This is a genomic window from Microbacterium sp. YJN-G, from assembly GCF_015040615.1.
In the GTDB taxonomy this organism is placed as follows: Bacteria; Actinomycetota; Actinomycetes; order Actinomycetales; family Microbacteriaceae; genus Microbacterium.
The window spans coordinates 1,780,034-1,792,196 of the sequence record NZ_CP060402.1 but is presented as its reverse complement, the minus strand read 5'-3'; the positions used below and the strand labels follow the sequence as shown (position 1 = coordinate 1,792,196).

Sequence of the window (12,163 nt, the reverse complement as noted above, 5' to 3'; positions counted from 1 at the left end):
CAGAAAGGCGGCCCCGATCCTCGGATCGGGGCCGCCTTTGTCATGGCGGCCGCCCTGCCATTCCGCGTTCCGCCTCAGTACGATCGGGGTGAGTGCGACGCCGTTTCCCAGCGCAATGCACGCGCGACGGCGCTGCGGGCCAGGAGGACGTCATGAGAGCCGTGCGCTTCACCGCGTGGAAGACCTTCCCCACCATCGAAGAGGTCGATCGACCCACGCCCGGGCCGGGCGAGGTGCTGCTGAAGATCGCCGGTGCCGGTGCCTGTCACTCGGATGTGGCGATCTTCGAGCAGTTCGATGAGAGCATGGGCGATCAGCTGGCGCCGACCTACACGCTCGGGCACGAGAACGCGGGATGGATCGAAGAGCTCGGCGAGGGCGTGACCGGATTCAAGAAGGGCGACGCGTACCTCGTGTACGGGCCCATCGGATGCGGCCGGTGCCCGGCATGCTCCCGCGGACAGGACACCTACTGCTACAACGCCGCTACCCAGCCCTACCTGGCCACGGGTCTCGGCCGCGACGGCGGGATGGCCGAGTACATGACGGTGCCGGCGCGCAACCTCGTGCCGCTGGGCGACGCCGATCCGATCGATGCCGCGCCGCTCGCCGACGCGGGCCTGACCCCGTACCACGCCATCAAGCTCGCGCTGCCGAAGCTGGCGGGCGGCGGCAGGACGGCGCTGGTCATCGGACTCGGTGGCCTCGGGCAGGTCGCCGTGCAGATCCTGCGGGCACTCACCGGTGCGACCGTCATCGCGACCGACATGAAGCCAGAGGCGATGGCCGAGGCCGAGCGGGCGGGTGCGGTCACGGTGCCGGGCGGGGACGACCAGGTCGAGCGCATCCGCGAGCTGACGGGCGGCCAGGGCGTCGACGCCGTGTTCGACTTCGTCGGCATCACCCCGACCATCAAGACGGCGCAGCAGGTCGTGCGTCGTCAGGGGCGCATCACGGTGGTCGGCGTCGCGGGCGGACCGACCCAGTGGGACTTCTACTCCAACCCCTATGAGGCCGAGCTCACCAACACCTACTGGGGCACCATCGAGGAGCTGCACGAGGTCGCCGCCCTGTACCGCAACGGTCAGATCACGCCGAGCGTCAAGCGGTACAGCATGGACGACGCGCTGCAGGCCTACCACGACCTGCACGACGGAAAGCTGTCGGGTCGTGCGGTGGTGACGCCGCACAGCTGAGCCGCCGGATGACGGGCCGGTGCGGCGGATGCCCGCCAGTCCGCCATCTCGCGGGGAATCACACGCTTGTCATTCCCCGCGATCTGGGCGATAATCGCCGTACAACCGCATAGTCCGCCGAGCTCCTCAGGGAGCAGAGTTCTTCGGGTCAGGTCGTAGGGGAAGACGTACCTGACGAAACGGAGAGATCATGGCGACGGGATACGCACGCGGAGTGGTGTACATCCACTCCGCGCCACGCGCGCTCTGCCCGCACCTGGAATGGGCGGTAGGACGCGCCATCGGTCGTGCCGTCAGCTTCGACTGGAGCGACCAGCCCGTGCAGCAGGGCACCAGACGCGCCGAGTTCTACTGGGACGGCCCGGTCGGCACGGGTTCCGCTCTCGCGACGGCCATCCGCGGCTGGGAGCACCTGCGCTTCGAGGTCTCGGAGGACCCCTCGCCGGGCAATGACGGCGGACGCTGGCTGCACACACCGGATCTCGGCATCCACTATGCGCAGACCGACAGCGCCGGCAACATCGTCATCGGCGAGGATCGCGTCCGCTACGCGATCGAGATCGCGGCCGGGAACCCGGCCGAGCTGCAGCGCGAGCTGGACGTCGCGCTGGGTGCCGCCTGGGATGAGGAGCTCGAGCCCTTCCGGCACGCCGGCGACGACGCGCGCGTCGTCTGGCTCCACAAGGTCGGCTGAGCGGCCGACCCCGCACAGACCCCGGGATCGGGAGGCGTGAGTATCGGATGCCGGTGATCACACCCGGACTCTGAGAAGACGAATCCCGCCCCGGACGATGAAGGCCCCGCCCCGGATCAGATCCGGGGACGGGGCCTTCGCCATGCGGCTGGTCAGTCCCCCTGGTAGGAGCGGAACGCGACGACGGCGTTGTGGCCGCCGAAGCCGAAGGAGTTGCTGATCGCGAGCAGATCGCCGTCGCCCAGGGGTTGCGGTTCCCCGGACAGCTTGAACGGGACGGCCGGGTCGGGCTCGGTCATGTTGATGGTCGGCGGGGCGACGCGGTCGCGCAGCGCGAGGATCGTGTAGACCGCCTCGAGTGCGCCGGTGCCGCCGAGCAGGTGGCCGGTGGAGGCCTTGGTGGCCGAGACCGGGATGTCGTCGATGCGGTCGCCGAAGACGCGCTTGAGCGCCTCGTACTCGTTCGGGTCGCCCACCGGGGTGGAGGTCGCGTGCGCGTTGATGTGCGCCACCTCGTCGGGGGTCGCACCGGCCTGGGCCAGCGCCGCCTCGACGGCGCGCGCGGCGCCGGCACCCTCCGGGTCGTTGCCGGTGATGTGGTACGAATCGGCGGTGACGCCGCCCCCCACGAGGTAGGCGTAGATCTTCGCGCCGCGAGCCTTGGCGTGCTCCTCGGTCTCGAGGACCAGTGCCGCACCGCCCTCGCCCATGACGAAGCCGTCACGGTCGATGGCGCCGGGACGGGATGCCGTGGCGGGGTCGTCGTTGCGGCGCGACAGCGCCTGCGCCGACGCGAAGGAGGCCATCGTGATCGGGTGGATCGCGGACTCCGCGCCACCGGCGATCACGACATCCGCCAGACCGTCCTGCAGGTGCTCGTACGCGTTCGCGATCGACTCCGTGCTCGAGGCGCAGGCGCTGACCACGGTGCGGGCGAAGGCCTTGGCGTTGAAGTGCAGCGACAGGTTGCCTGCGCCGGCGTTGGGCATCAGCATCGGGACCGTCAGCGGCATGACGCGTCGCGGTCCCTTCTCGCGTAGCGTGTCCCACGCGTCCAGCAGCGTCCACACGCCGCCGATGCCGGTCGCCCAGTCGATGCCGAGCCGCTCGGGGGCGATCTCGGGGGCCCCGGCGTCCTCCCACGCCTCACGCGCGGCGATCAGCGCGAACTGCGTCGAGGGGTCCAGGCGCTTCGCCTCGTGGCGCGGCAGAACCTCCTCCGGCCGGACGACGGCCTCGGCGGCGAACGTCACGGGGATCTGGTACTGCTCGATCCACTCGTGCGGCAGGGTGCGGGTGCCCGAGACACCGGCGAGCAGGTTCGCCCAGTTCTCGGGGGCCGTGCCGCCCAGAGCGGACGTGGCGCCGATACCGGTGACGACGATGCGCTTGGTCATGAAGGTCCTTCGTGGGGAGGTGGTTCAGGGAAGGAGGATGCCACACCCCGCGCCCTTCGACGGGGCTCAGGGACCGACGGGGGTGGCATCCGAGGTGTCACTCCTGGCCGGCGACGATGAAGTTGACGGCGTCGGCGACGGTCTTGAGGTTCTTGACCTCGTCGTCGGGGATCGTCACGCCGAACTTCTCCTCGGCGTTGACGACGATCGTCATCATCGAGATCGAGTCGATGTCGAGGTCGTCGGTGAACGACTTCTCCATCGCGACCTCGGATGCGTCGATGCCGGTCTCGTCGGTGACCAGCTCAGCAAGGCCTGCGAGGACCTCGTCGGTGGTGAGAGCCATGTTTTCTCCTCTTTCTGGGGATGATTGTCTGAACCGCTGAACAGTCTAGGGAAGCGCGCGCCCCGATCAGGGGAGCACGACCACCTGCGCGCCGAACACGAGCCCCGCGCCGAAGCCGATCTGCAGCGCCAGACCACCGCTGAGCTCGGGGTGCTCTTCGAGCAGGCGATGGGTGGCGAGGGGGATCGAGGCCGCCGAGGTGTTCCCGGTGGTCTCGATGTCGCGTGCGATCACGCAGGTCTCGGGCAGCTTCAGCTGCTTGGCGAACTCCTCGACGATGCGCAGGTTCGCCTGGTGCGGGATGAAGGCCGCCAGATCGGATGCCTCGATGCCTGCGGTCTCGAGCGCCTCGCGGGCGACCTTCGCCATCTCCCACACCGCCCAGCGGAAGACCCGCGGGCCCTCCTGGCGCAGCGTGGGCCACGGAGCGGCCCCGTCGCGGAACTCGGTCAGGGTGTGGTTCATGCCGACCAGGTCGGCCTTCGAGCCGTCAGACCCCCACACAGTCGCCGAGATGCCCGGCGTGTCACTGGGCCCCACGACCACGGCGCCGGCGCCGTCACCGAGCAGGAACGAGATGCTGCGGTCGGTCGGGTCGACGACGTCGGAGAGCTTCTCGGCGCCGATCACGACGGCGTAGTGGGCGGCTCCGGCGCGGATCAGCGCATCCGCCTGGGCCATCGCGTAGGCGTAGCCGGCGCACGCGGCGTTCATGTCGTACGCGGCGGCGGGGTTCGCCCCGATGCGGTCCGCGACGATCGCGGCGACCGACGGGGTCTGCTTGGGGTTGCTGATGGTCGCGACGATGACGAGGTCGATGTCGGACGGGTCCACGCCCGACTTCTGCACGGCCTCGGCGGCGGCATCGGCGGACAGGTCGATCGCGCTGGTCCCGGCGACCGCGCGGGCGCGCGTGATGATGCCGGTGCGCTGGCGGATCCACTCGTCGCTCGAGTCGATCGGGCCGACCAGGTCGTCGTTGGGCACCGCGTTCTCGCCGCGGGCGGCGCCGACGGAGTAGATCCGGGTGTACGCGGGACCGGTGGCCTGCTTCAGCGTGGTCACTTCGACTCTTCTCCGTTCAGCAGCGCGACGGCCGCATCGAGATCTTCCGGGGTCTTGACTGCCACGTTGGGCACGCCGCGAAGGCCGCGCTTGGCGAGGCCCACGAGGGCGCCGGCAGGGGCGACCTCGATGAAGCCGGTGATTCCCGCCGAGGCGAACGACTCCATGCACAGGTCCCAGCGGACGGGGGAGGACACCTGCGTGACGATGCGGTCGAGGGCGTCCGCGCCGTCGGTGACGACGGCGCCGTCGCGGTTCGACCAGAGCGTGAGCTCGGGGTCGTGAACCGGCACCTCTGCGACGGCGGTGCGTAGGGCCTCGACGGCGGGTGCCATGTACGAGGTGTGGAAGGCGCCGGCGACCTCGAGGGCGCGCACGCGGCTGCCCTTCACCGGATCCTCGGCGAGGCGCGCCAGGTTCTCCAGCGAGCCGGCGGCCACGATCTGGCCGGCGACGTTGTAGTTGGCGGGGGTGAGATCCAGCTCGGTCAGGCGTGCCACGACCTCGTCGGCGTCGCCGCCGAGCACCGCGCTCATGCCTGTGGGCGCCTGGGCGGCGGCATCCGCCATCGCCCGTCCGCGGATCCCGACCAGGCGCATCGCGTCATCGGTGCCGATGACGTCGGCGCCCGCCAGGGCGGCCAGCTCACCCACCGAGTGCCCTGCCGCACCGTCGGCGCGGCGCCCGGCGAGGCGGACCAGCTCCTGGGAGGCGACGATCGAGGCTGCCACGATGAGGGGCTGCGCGATGCGGGTGTCGCGGATCGTGTCGGCATCCGATTCGGTGCCGTGGGCGATCAGGTCGACCTCAGCGGCCTCCGAGAAGGCGGCGAGCTGTTCGGCGACTCCGTCCAGTTCGAGCCAGGGGGCCAGGAATCCGGGGGTCTGTGAGCCCTGTCCAGGGCAGGCGACGACGATCACCCATCCATTTTGCCAACGTTTGGCCGATCGCGGTGGATGAACCATCACAAGAATCGCCGATTCGCTTGTGCGTGGCGCACAGTCCGAGGCTGCCGCTCAGCGGCGGCGGGGCTCAGCGGCGACGCGCCGGGGGCCGGCGTCGCGAGGGCTCGGCGCTGCCGATCGAGCCGAGGATGAGGGCGGTCTGCAGGATGAGGGCCTCTCGCGGCCCGGTGGCATCCCAGCCGATGACCTCGCTGACACGCTTGAGGCGGTAGCGCACGGTGTTGGGGTGCACGAACAGCTCGCGCGCGGTGGCCTCCAGGGAGCGGCCGTTGTCGAGGTAACTCCACAGCGTCGTCACCAGGTCGGGAGAGTGCGCCTGCAGGGGGCGGAAGATCCGCTCGATGAGTGTGTGCTTGGCCAGCGTGTCGCCGGCCAGGGCCCGCTCTGGGAGCAGGTCGTCGGCTTCGACGGGGCGGGGCGCCCCGCGCCAGGCCCGCGCGACGGCGAAGCCCGCCAGCGCCGCCCGTGCGCTCTGCCCGGCGTCGACGAGTGCGGCGACGGGCGGGCCGAGCACGACGTAGCCGGGGCCGAACGAGGGCTCCAGGCGCTGCGCGATCTCGGCGAACGGCAGATCATCGCTCTCCGGCTCCCGCCCGGGCACGCGCGCGCGGCCGATGACGAGCACGAGACGCGACCCCTGCACGCCGACGAGGATGTCGACCGACAGTCGGCGTGCGGTGCGGCGCACCTGGTCGACGTCGAACTGCGGCGGGGTGGTGCCGACGACCACGCACACCTCGCCGTGACCGTGCCAGCCCAGAGCCGCGATGCGGCTGGGCAGCTCCTCATCGGCCTCACCGGTGAGGATGGAGTCGACGACGAGCGCCTCGAGCCGGGCATCCCACAGTCCGCGCGCCTCCGCGGCGCGCGCGTACACGTCGGCCGAGGCGAAGGCCACATCGCGGGAGTACAGCAGGATCGCCTCACGCAGGTCGTCGCCCCGGCCGGCGACCCGCTCCTCCGTCACCTCGACGGTGACCCGGATGAGCTGCAGCGTCTGCTGCAGGCTGACGCTGCGCAGCAGCTCACGAGGGGCTGCGGCGAAGATGTCGGCGGCGATCCACGGCGTCGAAGTCGGATCCTCGTACCACTGGATGAACGAGGTGATGCCGGCCTGGGCCACCAGCCCGACGGCGGAGCGCCGGGCCGGTGGCATGTCGGCGTACCACGGAAGGGTGTCCTCGAGCCGTTTGATCGTCACCGTGGCGATGTCACCGGAGATCCGGCGCAGCCAGGCGAGGGTCGCGGCCTTGTCCGGGGCCGGCTTCGGGGAACCGGTCACAGGGTCAGCTCTCGCCGCCTGCGTTCCCGCTGGTGCCTGCGTTGACATCGTGCAGTCGGTACTTCTCGATCGCCTGCGACACGAGGGCGCGGTCGACCTTGCCCTCGTCGGCCAGGGCCTGAAGCGTGCGCACCACCATCGACGGACCGTCGATCTTGAAGAAGCGACGTGCGGCGGCACGGGTGTCCGAGAAGCCGAAGCCGTCGGCGCCCAGCGTGTAGTACGGGTTCGGCACCCACTGGCGGATCTGATCCTGCACGGCGTGCATGAAGTCGCTCACCGCGATGACCGGGCCCTCGGCGCCCTGTAGCTTCTGGGTGAGGTAGGCCGTGCGCGGCTCCTCCTCGGGGTGCAGGAAGTTGTGCTCGTCGGCGGCCAGGCCGTCGGTGCGCAGCTCGCCCCACGAGGTGACCGACCACACGTCAGCGCTGATGCACCAGTCGTTGCGCAGCAGCTCCTGGGCCTCCAGGGCCCACGGCACGCCGACACCCGAGGCGAACAGCTGGGCCTTCAGGCCCTCGCCGGAGTCCACCGAGACACGGTGCAGGCCGCGGATGATGCCGTCGACGTCGACATCCTCGGGCTCGGCGGGCATCACCAGCGGCTCGTTGTAGACCGTGATGTAGTACATGACGTCCGGGTCGGGGTGCGAGCCGCCGTACATGCGCTCGAGACCCGAGCGGACGATGTGGGCGATCTCGTAGCCGTAGGCCGGGTCGTACGAGACGGTGGCGGGGTTGGTCGAGGCCAGCAGCGGCGAGTGGCCGTCCGCGTGCTGCAGTCCCTCACCGGTCAGCGTGGTGCGGCCGGCGGTGGCGCCGATCACGAAGCCGCGGGCCATCTGGTCACCGGCCGCCCACAGGGCGTCGCCGGTGCGCTGGTAGCCGAACATCGAGTAGAAGATGTAGATCGGGATGAGCGGCTCGCCCTGAGTCGAGTACGACGTGCCGGCCGCGGTGAAGGCCGCGACGGCGCCCGCCTCGTTGATGCCGACGTGGACGATCTGGCCCTGCGGGCTCTCCTTGTAGGCCAGGAGCAGCTCACGGTCGACCGAGGTGTACTGCTGACCGTTCGGGTTGTAGATCTTCGCGGTCGGGAAGTACGCGTCGATGCCGAAGGTGCGGGCCTCGTCGGGGATGATCGGCACGATGCGGTGGCCGAAGTCCTTCGAGCGCAGCAGATCCTTCAGCAGTCGGACGAACGCCATGGTCGTGGCGATCTCCTGCGTGCCCGAGCCCTTCTTCGGCAGCGCGTAGGTCGCGTCGCCGGGCAGGGTGATCGGCGTGTGCTTCGTGCGGCGCTCGGGGATCATGCCGCCCAGCGCGCGGCGGCGCTCGAGCATGTACTGGATCGTCTCGTCCTGCTCGCCCGGGTGGTAGTACGGCGGCAGGTACGGGTTCTCCTCGAGCTGGGCGTCCGTGATCGGAATCTGCATGGTGTCGCGGAAGGTCTTGAGGTTCTCCAGCGTCATCTTCTTCATCTGGTGGGTCGCGTTGCGGCCCTCGAAGTGCGGACCCAGGCCGTAGCCCTTGACGGTCTTGGCGAGGATGACGGTGGGCTGGCCCTTGTGCTCCATGGCCGACTTGAAGGCGGCGTACACCTTGCGGTAGTCGTGGCCGCCGCGGCGCAGCTGCCAGATCTGCTCGTCGGTGTAGTCCTTCACCAGCTCGAGCGCGCGCTCGTCGCGGCCGAAGAAGTTCTCGCGGACGTACGCGCCGGACTCGGCCTTGTACGTCTGGTAGTCACCGTCGGGGGTGACGTTCATGATGTTCAGCAGCGCGCCCTCGGTGTCGCGGGCGAGCAGGTCGTCCCACTCGCGGCCCCAGACGACCTTGATGACGTTCCAGCCGGCGCCGCGGAAGAACGACTCCAGCTCCTGGATGATCTTGCCGTTGCCTCGCACAGGGCCGTCGAGGCGCTGCAGGTTGCAGTTGATCACGAAGGTGAGGTTGTCGAGACCGTCGTTCGCGGCGACCTGAAGCTGGCCGCGGCTCTCGACCTCGTCCATCTCGCCGTCGCCGAGGAACGCCCAGACGTGCTGGTCGCTGGTGTCCTTGATGCCGCGGTTGGTGAGGTACTTGTTGGCCTGCGCCTGGTAGATCGCGTTGATCGGGCCGAGGCCCATCGACACCGTCGGGAACTGCCAGTAGTCGGGCATCGAGCGCGGGTGTGGGTACGACGGCAGCGCGTTGCCCAGGTGCGACTTCTCCTGGCGGAAGCCGTCCATGTCGGCCTCGCTCAGGCGCCCCTCGAGGAACGAGCGGGCGTAGATGCCGGGGGAGGCGTGGCCCTGGATGAAGATCTGGTCGCCGCCGCCGGGGTGGTCCTGGCCGCGGAAGAAGTGGTTGAAGCCGACCTCGTACAGCGAGGCCGCGCCCGCGTAGGTGGAGATGTGACCGCCGACGCCGATACCGGGGCGCTGCCCGCGGTGCACTGTGATCGCCGCGTTCCAGCGGATCCAGTGACGGTAACGGCGCTCGACCTCCTCGTCGCCGGGGAACTCGGGCTCGTTCTCCGGGGCGATGGTGTTGATGTAGTCGGTGGTGGGGACCATCGGCACGCCGAGATGCAGCTCCTTCGAGCGCTTCAGCAGGCTGAGCATGATCTCCCGGCCACGGCCGTGGCCCTTCGCGTCCACCAGCTCATCGAGCGACTGCTGCCACTCGCCGGTCTCCTCCGGATCGCTGTCGAGGGGGCCCTGGGAGTACGGATCCTGATCGTGCACCGTCACGGGAGAACCTTTCGTCAAGCTGGCAGGTCTTGCCAAGGAAACGGGATGCAGCGTGGGGAGTCTTGTCGACTCAGCACAGCACGTGCTGTGCTCAGCCTATATCCGTTCCGGTGACGGATGACGCAATCGGCGCCCGTTAGAATTGCACATCGAGGGCCTTTAGCTCAGCTGGTAGAGCGCCACGTTTACACCGCTGATGCAGGCGCTTCAGGATCGCCATCCACCAGGTACAGGTGGCGTCGAGCCCCTGCGCCGGCCCCGACACGGAGCGGTCGCGCCGGGAGGTTCGTCCCCGTGATCAAGTCGACGAGCTCGACGTGGAGCACGCGCGCGATCGCACTGAGCTCGTCGATGTCGAAGGGCTCGGCACCGGTGGTGCGTCGGCTCATCTTCGACTGTGTGATGCCAATCTCACGCGCGACGGCGGAGGCGCTGAGTCCCGCCGCCCCGAAGTGTGCGCGGACCGCGCTGGCGACGCGGAGTCGGTCGTCCATGGGGTCTTCTGCAATGGCTGTTGTGCTCATGACACAGAAATCTATCCGCTAATCCCGGGTGCGTCAAGCACTGAGCGGGTAAACGGTGCGCAAACCGGGTGAGCGACACGCCGGGCGCTTGATCAAGACTTGCAGTTACCCGCTCCGTGGGTACAGTGGTGGTCATGTTCACCGATCTACCCATCCAGCGGGTAACCAGCGTCCTGCGGTTCAGCGCCCGCGAAGCCGGGATGTCTCAGGAGAAGCTGGCCGCCAAGGTCGGCATGTCTCAGTCTGCCGTGGGGCGACGGCTGTCCGGTGATACGCCGCTCACTCTCGCCGACCTCGACGCAATCGCGACGGCATGCGGGATGCGCGTGTCGATCAGCTTCGCGGAGATCGAGACGCTGGCGGCCGCATCATGACCGAGCGTTACGTCGTAACGTCGGCCGCCGGCGAGCACGTCATCCGAACCAACGATCCGACCACCGCATCGGGCTACGCTGCCCGGCTGTGCGGTGGAGGTCATCGACCGCGAGGCGGTGACGTCATGACCACCGAGCGCGTGAACGTGCCCGAGGTCGGTGCCGACGCGCAGACCCGTCGCGGTCGCTGGGCGCAGCTGATCGACGAGACGCACCCGAACGCACTGTCCCGGCTTGACCGGCTCGACGGTGCCGGGAGCCGACAGATCGGGGATGCGTCGTGAGCGCGCTCGAAGTGTTCCGCTTCGACGGGCATGCCGTGCGCACGGTGCTCGTCGACGGCGAGCCGTGGTTCGTGCTCGCCGACGTGTGCGCCGCGCTCGGACTGAGCAACCCGTCGGTCACGGCGGCGCGCGTCGACCCGGATGCCCTAAGCCAGGCTGAGGTCATCGACGCGATCGGCCGCCCGCAGGTCGCGCGGATCGTGAACGAGTCCGGCCTCTACGAGGTCGCCATCCGGTCAGATAAGCCCGACGCGCTGAAGTTCCGTCGCTGGATCACCAGCGAGGTACTGCCGAGCATCCGCCGCACGGGTGGCTACCAGGTGCCGGAGTCGCGGGAGCAGCTGCTCGCCCGTGCGGTCATCGAGGCGAACGCGGCGATCAGCGAGGCGCACCAGCAGATCGAGGCGCTGACTCCGCGCGCTGAGGCGTGGGACGAACTCGCGTCGGCCGAGGGCGACTACTCGGTTGCGGATGCCGCGAAGATCCTCGCTCGCGCCGGCGTCGAAACCGGTCCGCAGCGGCTGTTCCAGCAGCTCGCCGACATCGCGTGGACATTCCGTGGGCGCGACGGCAAATGGCGAGCGTACGCCGAGATCGTCGCCCGCGGCCACCTCACGGAGAAGCCGCAGTCGCACCACCACCCCCGCACCGGGGAGCTTGTGCTCGACCCGCCGCAGGTGCGGGTCACCGTTCGGGGGCTCGAACGTCTCCGCATCCGGCTCGGTTCGCTCGAGCTGGCCACCCTCTGAACCCGCATACGAAAGCAGGGCGCCCGTTGCACCGGACGCCCCACCAAGAGAAAGGCCAACCACAATGGCCATCACTGAGAATCCTACGGCCCTGGTTGTCGAGACGCGCGATGGGCGCGCGACGCTCGCGGGCAAGAGACGCCTGCTCGACGACTTCGACGAGGCGGCCGAGGTCGCGGACGAGATCGACGGGCAGGTCTTCGCGCTCGAGCTGGTGGAGGCGGCACCGTTCGTGCCCCTCCCTGCGGTGCAGCACGTACGCCTCACCGACGAGGACCTGATCACCGCGGTCCCCGAGACGATCGACTACCCGCCGTCGTCGCAGGCTGGCCTGCACGCGGTCCGGAACCGGGTGTCGTGATGAGCGCCCGTCCGACCCGAGTCCGCCGCGCGCCGCTCGCCCCGTGGCGGTTCGTGCTCGTCGCGACCGCGATCATCGTCGCCGCGCTCGTCGCGGTCCCCGCCGCGAATCCCGTCTTCAACGGCGCCGACCTCGGCGTCCTCATCGCTCTGGCGATCTTCATCGCCGCATTCACCACCTCTGGGAGGGACTGAT

Annotated in this window: 14 protein-coding genes; 7 read left to right on the top strand and 7 right to left on the bottom strand. The window is 69.4% G+C overall.

Annotated features, from left to right (window positions below; genetic code table 11):
• Positions 1-152 precede the first annotated feature (152 nt).
• Both H7694_RS08585 and H7694_RS08580 read left to right on the top strand, forming a co-directional pair.
• Complete coding sequence (locus tag H7694_RS08585; RefSeq protein WP_193596130.1) at positions 153-1,196, top strand: NAD(P)-dependent alcohol dehydrogenase; 1,044 nt, start codon at positions 153-155, stop codon at positions 1,194-1,196.
• A gap of 190 nt (positions 1,197-1,386) precedes the next feature.
• Positions 1,387-1,890, top strand: a complete 504-nt coding sequence (locus H7694_RS08580) for a DUF3145 domain-containing protein (RefSeq protein ID WP_193596129.1) — start codon at positions 1,387-1,389, stop codon at positions 1,888-1,890.
• 152 nt (positions 1,891-2,042) lie between these two features.
• Here H7694_RS08580 and H7694_RS08575 read toward each other — a convergent pair whose 3' ends face one another.
• The 7 genes from H7694_RS08575 to H7694_RS08545 all read right to left on the bottom strand — a co-directional run bounded on the left by H7694_RS08575 (position 2,043) and on the right by H7694_RS08545 (position 10,170).
• Entirely contained in the window at positions 2,043-3,287 is a 1,245-nt protein-coding gene (locus H7694_RS08575) for a beta-ketoacyl-[acyl-carrier-protein] synthase family protein (RefSeq protein ID WP_193596128.1), read from the bottom strand.
• 97 nt (positions 3,288-3,384) lie between these two features.
• Positions 3,385-3,633: an acyl carrier protein gene (locus H7694_RS08570; RefSeq protein ID WP_193596127.1), complete on the bottom strand. Its 249-nt coding sequence runs from the start codon at positions 3,631-3,633 to the stop codon at positions 3,385-3,387.
• A 66-nt stretch (positions 3,634-3,699) separates the two neighbouring features.
• Positions 3,700-4,698: a beta-ketoacyl-ACP synthase III gene (locus tag H7694_RS08565; protein WP_193596126.1), complete on the bottom strand. Its 999-nt coding sequence runs from the start codon at positions 4,696-4,698 to the stop codon at positions 3,700-3,702.
• Positions 4,695-5,618, bottom strand: coding sequence for an ACP S-malonyltransferase (locus H7694_RS08560; RefSeq protein WP_193596125.1), 924 nt, complete (start codon positions 5,616-5,618; stop codon positions 4,695-4,697). The genes H7694_RS08565 and H7694_RS08560 overlap by 4 nt, the downstream gene beginning before the upstream one ends.
• A 112-nt stretch (positions 5,619-5,730) precedes the next feature.
• On the bottom strand, positions 5,731-6,945 hold the full coding sequence (locus H7694_RS08555; protein WP_193596124.1) for a PucR family transcriptional regulator: 1,215 nt from the start codon (positions 6,943-6,945) through the stop codon (positions 5,731-5,733).
• Between the two features lie 4 nt (positions 6,946-6,949).
• The gene (gene aceE / locus H7694_RS08550; protein WP_193596123.1) at positions 6,950-9,676 is read right to left on the bottom strand and encodes a pyruvate dehydrogenase (acetyl-transferring), homodimeric type; all 2,727 of its coding nucleotides are present in this window, start codon (positions 9,674-9,676) and stop codon (positions 6,950-6,952) included.
• Between the two features lie 185 nt (positions 9,677-9,861).
• Positions 9,862-10,170 (bottom strand): helix-turn-helix domain-containing protein, encoded by a 309-nt coding sequence (locus H7694_RS08545; protein ID WP_193596122.1) that lies wholly within the window; start codon positions 10,168-10,170, stop codon positions 9,862-9,864.
• 164 nt (positions 10,171-10,334) lie between these two features.
• On the opposite strand from H7694_RS08545, the gene H7694_RS08540 reads away from it, so the two are divergent.
• The 5 genes from H7694_RS08540 (at position 10,335) to H7694_RS08520 (ending at position 12,162) form a co-directional block, all read left to right on the top strand.
• Positions 10,335-10,574, top strand: a complete 240-nt coding sequence (locus tag H7694_RS08540) for a helix-turn-helix domain-containing protein (protein WP_227468384.1) — start codon at positions 10,335-10,337, stop codon at positions 10,572-10,574.
• Between the two features lie 125 nt (positions 10,575-10,699).
• Positions 10,700-10,858 (top strand): hypothetical protein, encoded by a 159-nt coding sequence (locus tag H7694_RS08535; RefSeq protein WP_193596120.1) that lies wholly within the window; start codon positions 10,700-10,702, stop codon positions 10,856-10,858.
• Positions 10,855-11,607: a phage antirepressor KilAC domain-containing protein gene (locus H7694_RS08530; RefSeq protein ID WP_193596119.1), complete on the top strand. Its 753-nt coding sequence runs from the start codon at positions 10,855-10,857 to the stop codon at positions 11,605-11,607. The genes H7694_RS08535 and H7694_RS08530 overlap by 4 nt, the downstream gene beginning before the upstream one ends.
• A 64-nt stretch (positions 11,608-11,671) precedes the next feature.
• Positions 11,672-11,968, top strand: coding sequence for a hypothetical protein (locus H7694_RS08525; RefSeq protein WP_193596118.1), 297 nt, complete (start codon positions 11,672-11,674; stop codon positions 11,966-11,968).
• Positions 11,968-12,162, top strand: coding sequence for a hypothetical protein (locus tag H7694_RS08520; RefSeq protein ID WP_193596117.1), 195 nt, complete (start codon positions 11,968-11,970; stop codon positions 12,160-12,162). The genes H7694_RS08525 and H7694_RS08520 overlap by 1 nt, the downstream gene beginning before the upstream one ends.
• The last annotated feature ends 1 nt before the right edge of the window (position 12,163 follow it).

What these genes read in the sequence shown, in the direction of transcription:
- H7694_RS08535 (WP_193596120.1), top strand. Translation starts at nt 10,700, where the DNA reads ATGACCACCGAGCGCGTGAACGTGCCCGAGGTCGGTGCCGACGCGCAG.
- H7694_RS08570 (WP_193596127.1), bottom strand. Translation starts at nt 3,633, where the DNA reads ATGGCTCTCACCACCGACGAGGTCCTCGCAGGCCTTGCTGAGCTGGTC.
- H7694_RS08575 (WP_193596128.1), bottom strand. Translation starts at nt 3,287, where the DNA reads ATGACCAAGCGCATCGTCGTCACCGGTATCGGCGCCACGTCCGCTCTG.
- H7694_RS08520 (WP_193596117.1), top strand. Translation starts at nt 11,968, where the DNA reads ATGAGCGCCCGTCCGACCCGAGTCCGCCGCGCGCCGCTCGCCCCGTGG.
- H7694_RS08540 (WP_227468384.1), top strand. Translation starts at nt 10,335, where the DNA reads ATGTTCACCGATCTACCCATCCAGCGGGTAACCAGCGTCCTGCGGTTC.
- H7694_RS08525 (WP_193596118.1), top strand. Translation starts at nt 11,672, where the DNA reads ATGGCCATCACTGAGAATCCTACGGCCCTGGTTGTCGAGACGCGCGAT.
- H7694_RS08580 (WP_193596129.1), top strand. Translation starts at nt 1,387, where the DNA reads ATGGCGACGGGATACGCACGCGGAGTGGTGTACATCCACTCCGCGCCA.
- H7694_RS08585 (WP_193596130.1), top strand. Translation starts at nt 153, where the DNA reads ATGAGAGCCGTGCGCTTCACCGCGTGGAAGACCTTCCCCACCATCGAA.
- H7694_RS08545 (WP_193596122.1), bottom strand. Translation starts at nt 10,170, where the DNA reads ATGGACGACCGACTCCGCGTCGCCAGCGCGGTCCGCGCACACTTCGGG.